We start from the raw sequence: 14,399 nt of genomic DNA on the forward strand, positions 1-14,399 counted from the left end.
GCAATGGGTCTTCGTGCATTCCTTGACAAAATCGAACACAATTTCGAAAAAGGTGGTAAGTACGAGAAGTGGTATGCCTTGTATGAGGCGGCTGACACCATTTTCTATCGTCCAAGTAGCGTTACTAAAACCACTGCGCACGTGCGTGATGGTATTGACCTGAAGCGCATCATGATCACTGTGTGGTTGTGTGCTTTCCCTGCCATGTTCTTTGGTATGTGGAATATTGGTTACCAAGCCAACGTTATTTTTCAAGCTAACCCTGATTTGTTAGCGGCTCAAGATGGCTGGCGGATGGCTTTAACAGCCATGCTAGCTGGCTTTGATCCCGGCAGTATCTGGGACAATATGATTCAAGGCGCAACCTGGTTTGTCCCTATTTATCTGGTGACCTTTGTGGTCGGTGGATTCTGGGAGGTGTTGTTTGCTTCGATTCGTGGCCATGAAGTCAACGAAGGTTTCTTCGTTACCTCGATTCTCTTTGCGTTGATCCTGCCGCCAAGCATTCCTTTATGGCAAGTTGCCATGGGTATCAGCTTTGGTGTGGTGATCGCTAAAGAAGTATTCGGTGGTACCGGTAAAAACTTCTTGAACCCAGCGTTGGCAGGTCGTGCCTTCCTATTCTTTGCTTATCCTGCGCAACTCTCAGGTGATGCAGTGTGGACCTCTGTTGATGGTTTCGCCGGTGCGACGAGCTTGAGCTTAGGCGCAGCCGGTGGCATTGAGCAGATTGTTGGTTCAGGTATCACTTGGATGGATGCCTTTATCGGTAAGGTGCACGGTTCAGTTGGTGAGACCAGTACGCTGGCGATCTTTATCGGTGGTGCAGTACTGCTGATTATGCGGATTGCAGCATGGCGCATTGTTGCCGGTGTGATGATCGGTATGATTGCCCTTAGCTCGCTGTTTAACGTACTCGGATCAGATACGAATCCGTTGTTTGCGATGCCGTGGTACTGGCACTTGGTGGTCGGTGGTTTTGCCTTCGGCATGATCTTTATGGCCACAGACCCCGTGTCTGCGTCCATGACCAATACCGGTAAGTGGATTTTTGGTGCACTGATTGGTGTGATGGTGGTGTTGATCCGCGTGGTTAACCCGGCGTTCCCAGAAGGCATGATGTTGGCGATTTTGTTTGCTAACTTGTGCGCACCATTGATTGACCACTTTGTTGTTCAGGCCAATATCAAGCGGAGGCTGGCACGTAATGTCTAGTCAAAGAGAATCAACCACACGCACACTTACCGTCGCTTTGTTGGTGTGCTTGGTGTGTTCTGTGTTTGTTGCCGGGGCTGCGGTTGCCTTGCGTCCAACACAAATTGAAAACCGTTTACTGGATAAGCAGCGCAGCATCCTTGCGATTGCCGGATTGGCTGATGCCAGTCTATCCAGCACACAAGTGAAGCAAATGTTTAATGAGCGCATTAAAGCGCGCCTTGTTGACTTGGAAACCGGTAAGTTTTCCGATGCACAAGACCCCATCACTTTTGATCCATTGGCATCATCGAAAGACCCCGCTTTATCGAAAGCATTAAAGGGGTCTGAAGACATTGCTTCTATCAAGCGTCGTGAGCGTTACAGCACGGTGTATATGGTTGAGCACGATGGTCAGCTGGACACCTTGATTCTTCCTGTTCGCGGTTATGGTTTGTGGTCAACCTTGCACGGCTTTATTGCTGTTAAAGGCGACCTCAATACGGTTGCCGGCTTTGGTTTTTACCAGCATGGTGAAACCCCGGGTTTAGGTGGTGAAGTGGATAATCCAAAGTGGCGTGATCTGTGGTTAGGTAAAAACCTTTTCGACAGTAACAATGAAGTGGCTATTCGCGTTATTAAAGGCAACGTCGACCAGAGTAGTTCAACGGCTGCAAACCAAGTTGATGGTTTAGCTGGTGCAACGCTAACCAGTAACGGCGTGACTCACCTCGTGCAGTTCTGGCTCGGTGAGAATGGCTTTGGTAGCTTTATTGAGCATTTACGTGCTGGGGAGGCTTAAGCATGTCACAGCCAACGATTAAACAAGTTCTGCTTGATCCGATTTTTAACAACAACCCGATTGGCTTACAGATTCTTGGTATCTGTTCAGCTTTGGCGGTTACATCAAACCTAAAGACCGCACTGGTGATGTCGATTGCCCTAACTTTGGTAACGGCCTTCTCCAGCATGTTCATCTCGATGATCCGCAGCCAGATCCCCAGCTCAATTCGTATGATTGTGCAGATGGTGATCATTGCTTCCTTGGTGATCGTGGTGGATCAGGTACTCAAAGCCTATGCCTATTCACTGTCTAAACAGTTGTCAGTGTTTGTTGGTTTGATTATCACCAACTGTATCGTGATGGGACGTGCGGAAGCTTTTGCCATGGCTAATCCGCCGATGCTGTCATTTTTTGACGGTATTGGTAACGGTTTAGGCTACAGCGCCATGCTGGTGGTCTTGGGTATCATTCGCGAGTTATTCGGTGCAGGCAAATTATTGGGTTACACCATTTTGCCTGTGGTCAATGACGGCGGTTGGTACCTGCCTAACGGCATGTTGCTGTTACCCCCTTCAGCGTTTTTCTTAATTGGTCTGATTATCTGGGGACTGCGCATGTGGAAAAAAGAGCAGCTCGAAGCACCTGACTTCAGCATTGCCGCGCACTCTCAAGAGAAGGAGGCATATTGATGGAACATTACATCAGCTTATTTGTTAAAGCGGTTTTCGTTGAAAACATGGCTTTGGCATTCTTCTTGGGCATGTGTACCTTTATTGCGATTTCCAAAAAAGTGGAAACAGCAATAGGTCTAGGTATTGCGGTGGTTGTGGTGCAGACCATTACAGTGCCCGCCAACAACCTGATTTATACCTATTTACTCAAAGACGGCGCATTAGCTTGGGCCGGCATGCCTGAAGTGGACTTAAGCTTCTTGGGTTTGCTCAGCTATATCGGCGTAATTGCGGCAATTGTACAAATTCTCGAAATGCTCCTCGATAAGTATGTGCCGGCGTTGTATAACGCGCTCGGCGTGTTCCTGCCCTTGATCACGGTAAACTGCGCGATCATGGGAGGCACTTTGTTTATGGTGGAGCGTGATTACAACTTCGCTGAAAGTACAGTGTATGGCTTAGGTTCAGGTTTCTCTTGGGCATTAGCCATTGCCTTGTTAGCCGCTATTCGTGAAAAGTTAAAGTACAGTGATGTGCCAAAAGGTCTGCAAGGCCTGGGTATTACCTTTATTACGATTGGCTTAATGTCATTGGGCTTTATGTCATTCTCTGGCGTACAACTGTAAGGAGTAGCGAGCAATGAATTTCGAGATTTTTCTCGCTATAGGTATGTTCACCGCGATTGTTCTCGCTCTGGTAGTGATGATTCTTGTCGCTCGTGCGCGTTTGGTATCGGACGGTGATGTCACCATTAATATTAACGGTGAACGCACTATTACAGTGCCGGCCGGTGGTAAGTTGTTGCAAACCCTCGCGGGCAACAACATTTTCTTATCCTCAGCCTGTGGTGGTGGTGGTACCTGTGCGCAGTGTAAGTGTGTGGTCAGCAGTGGTGGTGGCGAAATGCTGCCGACTGAAGAATCACATTTTACCAAGCGTGAAGGCAAAGAAGGCTGGCGTTTGTCCTGTCAGGTAGCGGTTAAGCAGAACATGGACATTGAAATCCCAGAAGAGATTTTTGGGGTTAAAAAATGGGAATGCACTGTTGAATCCAATCCTAACGTAGCAACTTTTATTAAAGAACTGACGTTGCGTATTCCTGATGGTGAAGATGTGAACTTCCGCGCCGGTGGTTATGTGCAGTTGGAATGCCCGCCGCATGTGGTGCACTACAAGGATTTTGATATTCAGCCTGAGTTTCATCCCGATTGGGATAAGTTTGATATTTGGCGTTACAGTTCAACTGTCACTGAGCCAACTATTCGCGCTTACTCAATGGCGAACTACCCTGAAGAGAAGGGTGTAGTTAAGTTCAATATTCGTATTGCAACGCCACCACCAGGCCGTGATGATTTGCCTGCTGGTATCATGTCGTCTTGGGTGTTTAGCTTAAAACCCGGTGATAAAGTCACTGTGTACGGACCTTTTGGTGAGTTCTTTGCTAAAGACACCGATGCAGAAATGGTCTTTATTGGTGGTGGTGCCGGTATGGCGCCGATGCGTTCGCACATCTTTGACCAGCTCAAACGCTTGCACAGTACCCGTAAAATCAGCTTCTGGTATGGTGCGCGCTCAATGCGTGAAGCCTTCTACGTGGAAGAGTACGATAAGTTACAAGAAGAGAACCCAAACTTCACTTGGCACTTGGCGTTATCTGACCCACTGCCTGAAGACAATTGGACAGGTCCGACGGGATTCATTCATAACGTTCTCTACGAGAACTATTTGAAAGATCACCCAGCACCTGAAGATTGTGAGTTCTATATGTGTGGCCCACCAATGATGAACAATGCCGTGGTGAACTTGCTGCACGACTTAGGTGTAGAGTCTGAGAACATTTTACTTGATGACTTTGGAGGCTAATATGTTGCGCAACCTGTTGCAGGGAGCGTGTTTAGTTTCAACGTTAGTCTTAGCGCTCAGTGGTTGCGATAGCAACCCTGAGCGAGTTGAAGTGCTGTCAGGTCCTACGATGGGCAGCACTTACACCATCAAGTATGTGTTTAATGCCTCAACCCCTGCATCTGATGCTGTGGGGGTTGAAGTGCAAAGTATTTTGGATGAGGTCGACCGACAAATGTCGACCTACCGTCTCGATTCTGACATCGCTCGCTTTAATCAATCTCCTGCCAATACGTGCCTGCCGATGCCACAGCCTGTGCTCGATCTTGCCCAATACGGCTATGAGTTATCACGCAGCAGTGATGGTGCGTTTGACCTGACCTTAGGGCCGCTACTGAACCTTTGGGGTTTTGGACCACAAGCGCGTGCCAAGCATGTGCCGAGTGCTGCAGATATCGCCAAAGCGAAGACGCAAATTGGTTATCAGCATGTCCGCGTGGTTGGCAATCAGTTGTGTAAAGATGCTGATGTGCAAGTTGAGTTCAATAGTATTGCCGCGGGTTATACAGTCGATCGTATCAGTGAGCGGTTTACTGAACTGAATATTGACAGCTATATGATTGAAGTGACTGGCGAGTTGATTGCTAAAGGACGCAAACCCGATGGCTCGCCTTGGCGTATTGCTCTTGAGCAGCCGCTCGGGGATGGTCAGCGGGTGATTCAGCGGGTCTTAGAGATTGATGGCTATGGCATCAACACCTCTGGCGATTACCGTAATTATTTCGAAGAAAATGGCGTGCGTTTCTCGCATACCATTGATCCACAGGTCGGTGCGCCAATCAGTCATCGCTTAGCTTCGGTGACAGTGGTTGATCCTTCCGCTTTACATGCCGATGGATTAGGCACAGTGTTATTAGTATTAGGCCCTGAACGTGGTTTAGCCTTCGCTGAAGAGCGCAAAATTGCCGCTTTTTTTGTGATGCGCGACGGTGAGGGCTTTGCAACGCAAGTCAGCTCAGAGTTTTCCAGGATGTTTCCTGAAGGAGGTCACTAATGAGCGGGTTCATGTTGTTTGTCGTGGTTTTTGCCGTGATGTTACTGGTGGTATTGGGTATGTCTGCTGGAGTATTGGCTGGTCGTAAACCGATTGCCGGCTCCTGTGGCGGCATTGCCAATTTAGGTATTGAAAAACAATGCTCTATTTGTGGTGGTGTACGTGAGAAGTGCGATGAGGCCAATGCACCAGAAGGCGTTTTAGCGCAGAATGCCGCGCAAAGTTATGACGCGACCAAGCGCTAATTGTTTGACGCTGGTTATGCTGGCTTAATAAGCCAATTTTTAAAATGTGCTTGCAGTGTCTAGTTGTGTACACACTGAGCATGTTGTGAAGGAGTCCAAATGGCAGTTTACAACTATGATGTGGTAATTCTTGGTTCAGGACCTGCAGGGGAAGGTGCAGCAATGAATGCTGCCAAAGCAGGTCGTAAGGTCGCTGTGGTCGAAAGCCGCGGTGTCTTAGGTGGCAACAGTACTCACTTAGGTACGATTCCTTCGAAAGCTTTACGTCATTCTGTGCGTCAAATTTTACGTTTTAACACCAGTGCGATGTTCCGACAAATTGGTGAGCCGCGCTGGTTTTCTTTTCCTGATGTCTTGAAAAACGCAGAAAGTGTGATTGAACGTCAAGTCGCATCACGTACCAGTTACTATGCGCGTAACCGTATTGATGTGTACTTTGGTACTGCAAGTTTTGCCGATGAACACAGCGTTGATGTAGTCGGCCCAAGTCGCGTAGAAAAGTTAGTCGCCAATGAAATTATCATTGCTACTGGCTCGCGCCCGTATCGCCCTGCTGATGTTGATTTCACTCACCCGCGCATTTATGACAGCGATACCATTCTCAGCTTGAGCCACACACCGCGCCGTTTGATTATTTACGGAGCCGGCGTAATTGGTTGCGAATATGCGTCAATCTTCAGCGGTTTAGGCGTATTGGTTGACCTGATTGATAACCGCAATCAGTTGCTGAGTTTCTTGGATGATGAAATCTCCGATGCCCTGAGTTATCACCTGCGTAATAACAACGTATTGATTCGTCATAATGAAGAATATGAGCGCGTCGAAGGTGTGGATAAAGGTGTGATTCTGCACCTGAAATCTGGCAAGAAAATCAAAGCCGATGGTTTCCTCTGGTGTAACGGTCGTACCGGTAACACTGATCAACTGGGGCTTGAAAACGTTGGCCTAACCGCTAATGGCCGCGGTCAAGTCGATGTGGATGAGTTCTACCGTACGGCTGTGCCAAACATTTATGCAGCCGGTGATGTGATTGGTTGGCCGAGCCTAGCCAGTGCAGCGTATGACCAAGGTCGTTCGGCAGCCGGTAATATCATTGATGAAGACAGCTGGCATTTTGTTGATGATGTCCCTACCGGTATTTATACCATTCCGGAAATCAGCTCGATTGGTAAAACTGAGCGTGAATTGACTGAAGCTAAAGTGCCTTATGAAGTGGGCAAGGCTTTCTTCAAAGGCATGGCGCGTGCACAGATTTCTAACGAGCCAGTCGGCATGTTAAAGATCCTGTTCCATCGTGAAACCTTGGCCATTTTAGGTGTGCATTGCTTTGGTTACCAAGCCTCAGAAATTGTCCACATTGGTCAAGCAATTATGAATCAGCCTGGCGAAGCCAATACGTTGAAGTATTTTATTAATACCACGTTTAACTTCCCAACCATGGCAGAAGCCTATCGCGTGGCTGCTTATGACGGTCTGAACCGACTTTTTTAAGCGGCTCCGGTCAGTGGCCTGATTCGGTCGGAGCCTTTTTGGAACAGCGCTTTAGTGATTCCCAAGGGTGGCAATGGCCAAACCGGGAAAGTCAGTAATCAGACTGTCTGCACCACATCCAGCGAGTCGGCGCATTAGCGCTGGCTCGTTGACCGTCCATACCGATACATGTAATCCCGCCTGTTGCGCCTTGGCTAAACGCTGCTCAGTACACAGCGGCCAATCCAATACCAGCATCTGACACTGGTAACGCAGTGCCACTTTAATCGGATCTAACCATGCATATTCCGCAACCAGTCCACGCGCTAAATGCGGCGCTAGGCGTTGTGCTGCGCGTAATACCGTGCGCGAGCTGCTGGTGATAATGATTTTATCTTGCAGAGAAAAGCGTGCACTGAGTTCGTCAATAGCTTTTACGATGTGAGCGGCACGCGTTCTTGAGGCTTCTTTGACTTCGAGTTGCCAATGCTCAAATGGGCAGAGATTAAAGAGTTGTTCAAGCGTTGGAATGGGGCATGGAGTTGGCCAAGCTGGGGTATTGTGTCGTGCATCTATTTGCATCAGTTGCTCTGCGGTATGCTGACTGACTTTGCCGCGCCGACCGGTCGTGCGTTTTAACGAGGCATCATGAATCACCATCAATTGTCCATCTTTAGACAGATGTAGATCCAATTCACAGCGGGTCACACCAGACTGCAAACACAGTTGGAAACTGGCCAGAGTGTTTTCTGGTGCTTCACCGCGCGCGCCGCGATGGCCGTAAATAAGACTCATGGTGCAACTGATGCGCTGGGTTGATGAATCTGCACACTGTTAACCACTGTGCTTTGTTCAAAATATACGCTAAAGCCTGGGTAGTCCCAGCGGCTGATCGGTGGTTGGCCGACGCTTGCATGGCGTTTGCTCGGTTCACCAAACTGCTGAATAACCTGTGCCTGCTTATCACCATGTGTAGGCATCTTGATACTGGCGCTGCCTTGTTGGCTAATCGGAATGCGTAATACATCAGCCTGCACGGCAGCGGCGAGCAAACTGATATACAAAAAACCAGTAATGTTTAGTAAAAATTTCATGAGCTTACTCCGAGTCGCTGGGTTGCAAGGCTAAGCGTCGCTGCAAGGCCTGCTTGTGCAAAATATGACGTGCTAAAATTTGTCGTGTTGAATCTGGCACATTTTCAAAAACAGTGACAGTTTGTATGCCATCTGCACTACTCCGGTGCTCTATTACTCGCGCATCGACGTGTAAGCCAAACCCTTGTGGTAATAACACAATCTTTAAATTTAGAAGCGTATCGATAGGATGTGTTATTTCATCAATAAATGTCATACCAGACTCGGATAAGCTGACGTCTCGGGCTGGACCAATATCCTTGAGTAAATTACTGGCAAGCACCTGCCCGAGCAGATCAATGCGTTTGTTGATGATTTTGAAATAGTTAGCGATAGTACGATCCGACTCACCTACTGAACGCAGCAGTGGTTGAGCGTCATACTCCAGAAGATGCAAATCTCCTAGCAGGTTGAATAGTAAAGAATCTTCTTCGCTCTGAGAACCATGCAAACGAATTTGCAGTGCGATTTGATCGTCAATGCGATAGTATTCGCGGCGATCTTGGTTATCTTGTGTGGACATGACGAACCCATGGCTGCAGTTGAGGTCAGAGTGTAAATCGGCACGCAATAAACTGCCAACCTATCGAATCTTTTCTGTGAATGTATCCATTATGTTTCGACCTTTAGCTCTATTTGTTGGTATGCGCTACACGCGTGCCAAACGCCGTAATCACTTTATTTCCTTTATTTCTTTAACCTCCATGGTCGGTTTGGCTTTGGGCGTGTTAGTGATGATTTTGGTTTTGTCGGTGATGAATGGTTTTGACCGTGAATTGCGGACGCGCATTTTAGGCATGGTGCCGCATGCTACGGTGAGTTCTTTTACCCCTTTGGATGATTGGCAGCAGACTGGCGAGCAAGTGTTACAGCATCCTGACGTGGTTGCCGTTGCGCCTTTCACGCAACTGCAGGGTATGTTGACGCACAGTGGCAGTGTGCAGCCGGTGCTGGTCAATGGTGTATTGCCGAGCGCCGAGAAAAACGTTTCAATCATTGAAGATCACATGGTTGAAGGCAGTTTAGCGGCATTAAAAAGTGGTGAATTTGGCATCGTGATTGGCCAGCAAACGGCGGCACGTTTTAATGCATCCGTTGGTGAAAAGCTGACGTTTGTTTTGCCTGAGGCTTCAATTACTCCAGCTGGCGTTTTTCCACGCTTAAAGCGTTTTACTGTGGTGGGTGTATTTAAAGTCGGTGCCGAACTCGATAGCTCGTTAGCGCTGATTCATATTGAAGATGCGGCGCGCTTGTCGCGTTGGCAGCCTAATCAAGTCGAAGGTATACGCTTAAAACTCAACAATCTTTTTGACGCGCCGCGTGTAGCTTGGGAAATTGCCCGCAGCATGCCGGATAGTGATTTACATCCGCGCGACTGGACGCGTAGTCATGGCAATTTATTCCAAGCCATTCAAATGGAAAAAACCATGATTGCCTTGCTGCTGCTGCTGATTGTGGCGGTGGCTGCGTTTAATATTATTTCCACGCTGGTGATGGTGGTGACTGACAAGAAAGCCGATATCGCTATTTTACGCACGCTGGGTGCATCGCCTGGGCAGATCATGGCGATCTTTATGGTGCAAGGCTCGCTAATTGGCGTGGTTGGTACTTTGATCGGTGGCGTGTTGGGTGTGATCAGCGCACTGAATGTAACCACTTGGGTGGCGGGCTTAGAAAAGCTCTTTGGTCATCAGTTTTTGAGCTCAGATGTGTATTTTATTAGCTACTTGCCTTCAGAATTACGCAGCAGTGATGTAGTAATGATCTGTGGCGCAGCATTGTTAATGAGTTTTTTAGCAACCTTGTATCCAGCGTGGCGCGCTTCACGCACTGAACCTGCGGAGGCTTTGCGTTATGAGTAATCAAGCTGTTTTAGAGTGCCGCGGTTTAACTAAAAGTTACAGTGAAGGCCCTGCTGAAGTTCATGTGTTGCAAGGCGTTGAATTGCTGTTAAAGCCCGGTGAGCGGGTGGCGATTATCGGCAGTTCTGGCTCGGGTAAAACCACATTGCTGAACATGCTCGGTGGTTTAGATACGCCTAGCACTGGCAGTGTCTGGCTGGCGGGTGAAGAATTATCAGCGTTATCGGAAAAGAACCGAGGCTTATTGCGTAATCGCGCGCTGGGTTTTGTCTATCAGTTCCATCACTTGCTGGCTGAGTTTAATGCCTTAGAAAACGTATGCATGCCGCTATTGATCAGTAGCATGCCTGTGCCAGAAGCTCGCCAACGTGCTGAGGCGTTGTTAACCCGTGTGGGTCTAGCTTCGCGTATGCATCATAAGCCGTCGGAGTTGTCCGGTGGCGAGCGTCAACGCGTGGCGATTGCCCGTGCTTTGGTCAATCAGCCGAAGTTAGTATTACTCGATGAGCCAACCGGTAACCTTGATCGCACCACTGCACAAACTATCCAAGAGTTGATTTTGGAGTTATCCATTTCTCTTGGAACGGCGTTCTTGGTGGTGACTCATGATCCTGCTTTAGCACAGCAAATGGACCGTATTTTGACTTTGGAAAATGGCCGTTTAATACCTGTAGCGAAAGATCAGTCCGCACATTAGTTGAAGAACATAAGTTGTAGCGTTGTTTTTGAAAATGATCTTGCGTTAGGTTAGAGCAGCTGTTCGCCTCAGTTGCTCAGTCTATAAACGCATTTCCACGTTGCTGTGGAATGTGTAGCTTGTCTCTTGTGAGTGGGATTTATTTAGTAAGAGCGCGCTTAATATCGGTACGGATGTTAAAAGCATCAGCACTATAGGCCGCTGCTGAGCAAGAGCTTATCTCGCAATGGTCCAGTCTTCTTTATACGAATGTTTGTAGGGTGAGTCATTCGTCATCGTATCCGTCTCAGTGTAAACTTATGTTTTATAACTTTAAGCCATGTGCGAGGCAGCTCGTAGGCTCGGTTCTTCGATATGGAATCCAGTAATGGCCTGTCTCTACCCAATATCAATAGCTTGGAGACTGCGTAGGCATGTATGAACAGCACCGTTTTGGAATGCAATTAGCGCACTTATCTCGCGCTTGGCGTGCTGAGTTGGATCGCCGTTTAACTGACCTTGGTTTATCGCAAGCACGTTGGCTGGTGTTGCTGCATCTGGCCCGTGCGATTGAGCCGCCGACACAAGGGGAGTTGGCTAACAGTGTCGGTGTGGAAAACCCAACCTTAGCGCGAATGCTCGATGGTCTTGAGGCGCAGCAATTGATTGAGCGTCAAGCTGATGAGTATGATCGTCGAGTAAAAAAAATTGTTCTAACCCCGTGCGCTGTCGATCTGATTGAGCGCATCGAAAGCATTGCTACGACTTTACGTAAAGAAGTCTTTGCCGGTATCACAGAGCAAGAGATCGCTCTGTGTCAAAGTATTCAAGCACGCATGCTAACCAATTTAGAAAAACGCAATGAAACGTGATTTAGCCAGTTTAAATGCGCGCTTTGGTGTGCTTTATCGCGTCTGGTTACTGGGTGTTTTGATGCTTGGCAGTATGGTCATGGTGCTGTCCTCTACCAGCATTAACGTCGCGCTGCCAGCAATCATGGATGAGTTTGCGATGGGACGGCCGCTGGCACAGTGGCTGGCAACGGGTTTTCTTGCGGCGATGACCGCAGGTTTATTATTGGCCGCGTGGGCGCAGGCTAAGTTAGGCTCCAGGCTCACAGTGCAAATCAGCATTGGCTTGTTCGTGGTTTGCTCTATTGTTGCCTTAGTTGCTACTGAAGGTTGGCAACTCATCGTTTTACGGATTCTGCAGGGTGCCAGCGCCGGCATTATTCAACCATTGGCGACTGTTTTAATCTTTCGCGTTTACGCTGGTGGTGGCCGCGGTGCAGCCTTGGGTGTGTATGGTCTTGGCTTAATGATTGCGCCCAGTATCGGACCGACCGTAGGTGGTTATTTAGTTGATCACTTTGGCTGGACATCAGCTTTTTGGCTGCCTTTACCGGTGTGCTTTGTATTGTTGTTTGCTGGGCATTGGTTGTTGCCTGATGAGAGTAATGCCAATGCTAAGCGTTTGGACGTACTGTCCTTTGTGATGCTGACCGTCGCTATCTTTGCTGGTCTTGGTGCTATTTCAGAGGCGCAGCGCTACGACTGGAATGATTGGCATGTCTGTGTACTGGCGCTTTTGACAGTGGTTTGTAGTGCTGTTTTTTTTCTACGTACGTTAAAAAGTGATCGGCCCATTTTGTCATTACGCTTATGGCGTTTAGCTGCATTTCGACGAGCCAGTTGGGTCGCATTAGCTTTAGGGCTTGGCTTATACGGTTCCACCTATTTGATTCCTTTGTATCTGCAGACGATTAAAGGCTATAGCGCAGGTGATGCTGGTGTTCTATTGCTCCCCGCAGGCATTTTGCTGGGGTTAGCGTCCTTTGCCAGTGGCTGGCTGTGTGACCGTATTGCGATTGTTTGGCTGCTGTGTGCGGGGCTGTTTTTATTTGCGATCTCTGCAGTCTGGTATGGCCTCTGGGGCGCGAGCAGCGGTTTTTTATGGCTGTGTGTGATTGCCGCACTCGGACGCATGGGAATTGGTTTAATTATGCCAGCGCTGAGCACCGCCTCACTGGACAGCCTAACCGTCGATGAACTGCCTTATGGTGCTGGCGCTGTGACGTTTGTTCGACAGCTTGGCGGAGCCTTCGGAATCAATTTACTAACAGTTTTCCTTGAGTGGCAGCACCAGTCCCTGGGTGGCGATTTTTCTGCTGAAACCACTGCGTTTGAGCGAACCTTCATCCTGTTAGGTTTAGCCTTTATTCTGGCGTTATGGCCTGCGTGGCGTCTTAGAAAATTGCCAAAGCCGGTAAAAGCGCATTGACCGTTCATCGGGAAAACTGAACAAAAATAATGTGTCGTCGTCCATTAAGTGTGCTTACTTAAATGTGAGCCACAATTAAAATTAATGTGTACGGAGTGCATAACGATGAAAACATTAACTCGTAAATATGCTGGTCTTGTTGTTGTAACGGCTCTTTTAGGAATGCCATTAACTCACGCTGTGGCTAATGAAAAAGCAAGTGAAGTTCAAGACGTTGTCTCCGACAGCTGGATCACGAGTAAAGTGAAATCAGTATTTTTAGCAAACACCGATATCAGTGGTTTGGATATTAAAGTTGAAACCGTTGATGGCGTGGTTGCGCTATCCGGTGTCGTACCTACCACTGCAGAGCGTGACTTAGCCATCACTAAAGCTGAGTCAATCAAAGGCGTTAAAGGTGTTGCTGCTGACGGTTTAAAAACCAGTCAATAAGACGCTGAGTTTTATAAAATCAAATACTTAATAATTTAAGGTGATTTATGAATAGCGATATTTTTGAAGGTAAGTGGAAACAGTTGAAAGGTAAAGTTAAAACTCATTGGGGAAAACTCACCGATGATGATGTTGATGTGGTTGAAGGCCATAGTCAGTATTTAGCCGGTAAGCTGCAAGAGCGTTACGGCATCACGAAAGAAAAAGCTGAAGAAGAGATTGCTGAGTTCCATCGCAAACTGTAATTCATCAGCTTGAATAAACGGCTTGAGCAGAGTGTTAAAACGCTTTGCTCAAGCCGTTTCTTATTGTGTAGGTCGCGCCTTTAGGCCGACACAGTCTTGCTGGCTTATGCGTGTATTAGCATCAGCAGCGCTGATGTCGAGCTGAAGCTGCGACCTACAGGATGCACATAGCGGTTTATGTTGATGTAGATACTCTGTTTAAGCACAAGCTTTTTTATGCTCTTCGCTGAATAATTTTGATGAATCAAAGGGCGTGTTTAATTTTAAGCACGCCCAGATTCCTGTCAGCATTTTACGCATCACTGCGCACAGTGCTTGCATCTTTTTCTTGCCACGTTGAATCAGCGACTGATAAAAAGCGCGCACATTAGCGTCGTGAGTCGCTGCAGACAAAGCTGGCATAAACAGCGCTGTGCGCAAATAAGAGTTACCTGCTTTGCTTAAGCGACCAGGTTTGTTAATGCTTGTTCCTGATTGCGTTAAGCGCACATCAAGGCCAGCAAAGCGGCTG

Annotated in this window: 18 protein-coding genes; 14 read left to right on the forward strand and 4 right to left on the reverse strand. The window is 47.9% G+C overall.

The window, feature by feature from the left end; all coding sequences use genetic code 11:
- The first annotated feature begins 3 nt into the window (after positions 1–3).
- The 8 genes from H591_RS0113735 (at position 4) to sthA (ending at position 7,281) form a co-directional block, all read left to right on the forward strand.
- Entirely contained in the window at positions 4–1,215 is a 1,212-nt protein-coding gene (locus tag H591_RS0113735) for an NADH:ubiquinone reductase (Na(+)-transporting) subunit B (protein ID WP_022967541.1), read from the forward strand.
- On the forward strand, positions 1,208–1,996 hold the full coding sequence (locus H591_RS0113740) for a Na(+)-translocating NADH-quinone reductase subunit C (protein ID WP_022967542.1): 789 nt from the start codon (positions 1,208–1,210) through the stop codon (positions 1,994–1,996). Before H591_RS0113735 ends, H591_RS0113740 begins: the two co-directional genes overlap by 8 nt.
- 2 nt (positions 1,997–1,998) lie before the next feature.
- Positions 1,999–2,667: an NADH:ubiquinone reductase (Na(+)-transporting) subunit D gene (locus tag H591_RS0113745; protein ID WP_022967543.1), complete on the forward strand. Its 669-nt coding sequence runs from the start codon at positions 1,999–2,001 to the stop codon at positions 2,665–2,667.
- Positions 2,667–3,275, forward strand: a complete 609-nt coding sequence (gene nqrE, locus H591_RS0113750) for an NADH:ubiquinone reductase (Na(+)-transporting) subunit E (protein ID WP_022967544.1) — start codon at positions 2,667–2,669, stop codon at positions 3,273–3,275. The genes H591_RS0113745 and nqrE overlap by 1 nt, the downstream gene beginning before the upstream one ends.
- Positions 3,276–3,288: 13 nt before the next feature.
- On the forward strand, positions 3,289–4,512 hold the full coding sequence (gene nqrF, locus H591_RS0113755; RefSeq protein ID WP_022967545.1) for an NADH:ubiquinone reductase (Na(+)-transporting) subunit F: 1,224 nt from the start codon (positions 3,289–3,291) through the stop codon (positions 4,510–4,512).
- A gap of 1 nt (position 4,513) precedes the next feature.
- Positions 4,514–5,545: an FAD:protein FMN transferase gene (locus tag H591_RS0113760; RefSeq protein ID WP_022967546.1), complete on the forward strand. Its 1,032-nt coding sequence runs from the start codon at positions 4,514–4,516 to the stop codon at positions 5,543–5,545.
- An 11-nt stretch (positions 5,546–5,556) separates the two neighbouring features.
- Positions 5,557–5,790 (forward strand): (Na+)-NQR maturation NqrM, encoded by a 234-nt coding sequence (nqrM, locus tag H591_RS0113765; RefSeq protein ID WP_028244451.1) that lies wholly within the window; start codon positions 5,557–5,559, stop codon positions 5,788–5,790.
- A gap of 99 nt (positions 5,791–5,889) precedes the next feature.
- A complete protein-coding gene (gene sthA, locus H591_RS0113770; protein ID WP_022967548.1) occupies positions 5,890–7,281 on the forward strand; it encodes a Si-specific NAD(P)(+) transhydrogenase in 1,392 nt (463 codons plus the stop codon).
- Between the two features lie 51 nt (positions 7,282–7,332).
- Here the strand turns inward: sthA and H591_RS0113775 are convergent, their stop codons facing one another.
- From H591_RS0113775 to H591_RS0113785, 3 genes are read right to left on the reverse strand one after another with little or no spacing between them, the layout of a single operon-like run.
- Positions 7,333–8,055 (reverse strand): glycerophosphodiester phosphodiesterase, encoded by a 723-nt coding sequence (locus H591_RS0113775; protein WP_022967549.1) that lies wholly within the window; start codon positions 8,053–8,055, stop codon positions 7,333–7,335.
- Positions 8,052–8,354, reverse strand: a complete 303-nt coding sequence (locus H591_RS0113780) for a hypothetical protein (RefSeq protein ID WP_022967550.1) — start codon at positions 8,352–8,354, stop codon at positions 8,052–8,054. Before H591_RS0113780 ends, H591_RS0113775 begins: the two co-directional genes overlap by 4 nt.
- A 4-nt stretch (positions 8,355–8,358) precedes the next feature.
- Entirely contained in the window at positions 8,359–8,916 is a 558-nt protein-coding gene (locus tag H591_RS0113785; protein WP_022967551.1) for a PilZ domain-containing protein, read from the reverse strand.
- A 91-nt stretch (positions 8,917–9,007) separates the two neighbouring features.
- On the opposite strand from H591_RS0113785, the gene H591_RS0113790 reads away from it, so the two are divergent.
- The 6 genes from H591_RS0113790 (at position 9,008) to H591_RS0113815 (ending at position 13,888) form a co-directional block, all read left to right on the forward strand.
- Positions 9,008–10,255 carry a lipoprotein-releasing ABC transporter permease subunit gene (locus H591_RS0113790; RefSeq protein WP_022967552.1) on the forward strand — a complete coding sequence of 416 codons (1,248 nt, stop codon included), beginning with the start codon at positions 9,008–9,010 and terminating at the stop codon, positions 10,253–10,255.
- A complete protein-coding gene (gene lolD, locus H591_RS0113795) occupies positions 10,248–10,952 on the forward strand; it encodes a lipoprotein-releasing ABC transporter ATP-binding protein LolD (protein WP_022967553.1) in 705 nt (234 codons plus the stop codon). Before H591_RS0113790 ends, lolD begins: the two co-directional genes overlap by 8 nt.
- Before the next feature lie 413 nt (positions 10,953–11,365).
- The gene (locus tag H591_RS0113800; protein WP_022967554.1) at positions 11,366–11,803 is read left to right on the forward strand and encodes a MarR family transcriptional regulator; all 438 of its coding nucleotides are present in this window, start codon (positions 11,366–11,368) and stop codon (positions 11,801–11,803) included.
- Positions 11,793–13,211: a DHA2 family efflux MFS transporter permease subunit gene (locus H591_RS0113805; protein WP_022967555.1), complete on the forward strand. Its 1,419-nt coding sequence runs from the start codon at positions 11,793–11,795 to the stop codon at positions 13,209–13,211. The genes H591_RS0113800 and H591_RS0113805 overlap by 11 nt, the downstream gene beginning before the upstream one ends.
- A gap of 105 nt (positions 13,212–13,316) precedes the next feature.
- On the forward strand, positions 13,317–13,643 hold the full coding sequence (locus tag H591_RS15520) for a BON domain-containing protein (protein ID WP_022967556.1): 327 nt from the start codon (positions 13,317–13,319) through the stop codon (positions 13,641–13,643).
- Positions 13,644–13,690: 47 nt separating this feature from the next.
- Positions 13,691–13,888, forward strand: a complete 198-nt coding sequence (locus H591_RS0113815) for a CsbD family protein (protein ID WP_022967557.1) — start codon at positions 13,691–13,693, stop codon at positions 13,886–13,888.
- Positions 13,889–14,086: 198 nt separating this feature from the next.
- Here the strand turns inward: H591_RS0113815 and H591_RS0113820 are convergent.
- Positions 14,087–14,399, reverse strand: a 313-nt coding sequence (locus H591_RS0113820; protein ID WP_022967558.1) for an IS110 family transposase, incomplete at its 5' end; no start/stop codon positions are given.

The organism is Denitrificimonas caeni DSM 24390 (genome assembly GCF_000421765.1).
Lineage (GTDB): Bacteria > Pseudomonadota > Gammaproteobacteria > Pseudomonadales > Pseudomonadaceae > Denitrificimonas > Denitrificimonas caeni.

Bases quoted from the DNA above. Each gene is read 5' to 3' on its own strand.
- H591_RS0113735 (WP_022967541.1), top strand. From the start codon at position 4: ATGGGTCTTCGTGCATTCCTTGACAAAATCGAACACAATTTCGAAAAA.
- H591_RS0113740 (WP_022967542.1), top strand. From the start codon at position 1,208: ATGTCTAGTCAAAGAGAATCAACCACACGCACACTTACCGTCGCTTTG.
- H591_RS0113745 (WP_022967543.1), top strand. From the start codon at position 1,999: ATGTCACAGCCAACGATTAAACAAGTTCTGCTTGATCCGATTTTTAAC.
- nqrE (WP_022967544.1), top strand. From the start codon at position 2,667: ATGGAACATTACATCAGCTTATTTGTTAAAGCGGTTTTCGTTGAAAAC.
- nqrF (WP_022967545.1), top strand. From the start codon at position 3,289: ATGAATTTCGAGATTTTTCTCGCTATAGGTATGTTCACCGCGATTGTT.
- H591_RS0113760 (WP_022967546.1), top strand. From the start codon at position 4,514: ATGTTGCGCAACCTGTTGCAGGGAGCGTGTTTAGTTTCAACGTTAGTC.
- nqrM (WP_028244451.1), top strand. From the start codon at position 5,557: ATGTTGTTTGTCGTGGTTTTTGCCGTGATGTTACTGGTGGTATTGGGT.
- sthA (WP_022967548.1), top strand. From the start codon at position 5,890: ATGGCAGTTTACAACTATGATGTGGTAATTCTTGGTTCAGGACCTGCA.
- H591_RS0113775 (WP_022967549.1), bottom strand. From the start codon at position 8,055: ATGAGTCTTATTTACGGCCATCGCGGCGCGCGCGGTGAAGCACCAGAA.
- H591_RS0113780 (WP_022967550.1), bottom strand. From the start codon at position 8,354: ATGAAATTTTTACTAAACATTACTGGTTTTTTGTATATCAGTTTGCTC.
- H591_RS0113785 (WP_022967551.1), bottom strand. From the start codon at position 8,916: ATGTCCACACAAGATAACCAAGATCGCCGCGAATACTATCGCATTGAC.
- H591_RS0113790 (WP_022967552.1), top strand. From the start codon at position 9,008: ATGTTTCGACCTTTAGCTCTATTTGTTGGTATGCGCTACACGCGTGCC.
- lolD (WP_022967553.1), top strand. From the start codon at position 10,248: ATGAGTAATCAAGCTGTTTTAGAGTGCCGCGGTTTAACTAAAAGTTAC.
- H591_RS0113800 (WP_022967554.1), top strand. From the start codon at position 11,366: ATGTATGAACAGCACCGTTTTGGAATGCAATTAGCGCACTTATCTCGC.
- H591_RS0113805 (WP_022967555.1), top strand. From the start codon at position 11,793: ATGAAACGTGATTTAGCCAGTTTAAATGCGCGCTTTGGTGTGCTTTAT.
- H591_RS15520 (WP_022967556.1), top strand. From the start codon at position 13,317: ATGAAAACATTAACTCGTAAATATGCTGGTCTTGTTGTTGTAACGGCT.
- H591_RS0113815 (WP_022967557.1), top strand. From the start codon at position 13,691: ATGAATAGCGATATTTTTGAAGGTAAGTGGAAACAGTTGAAAGGTAAA.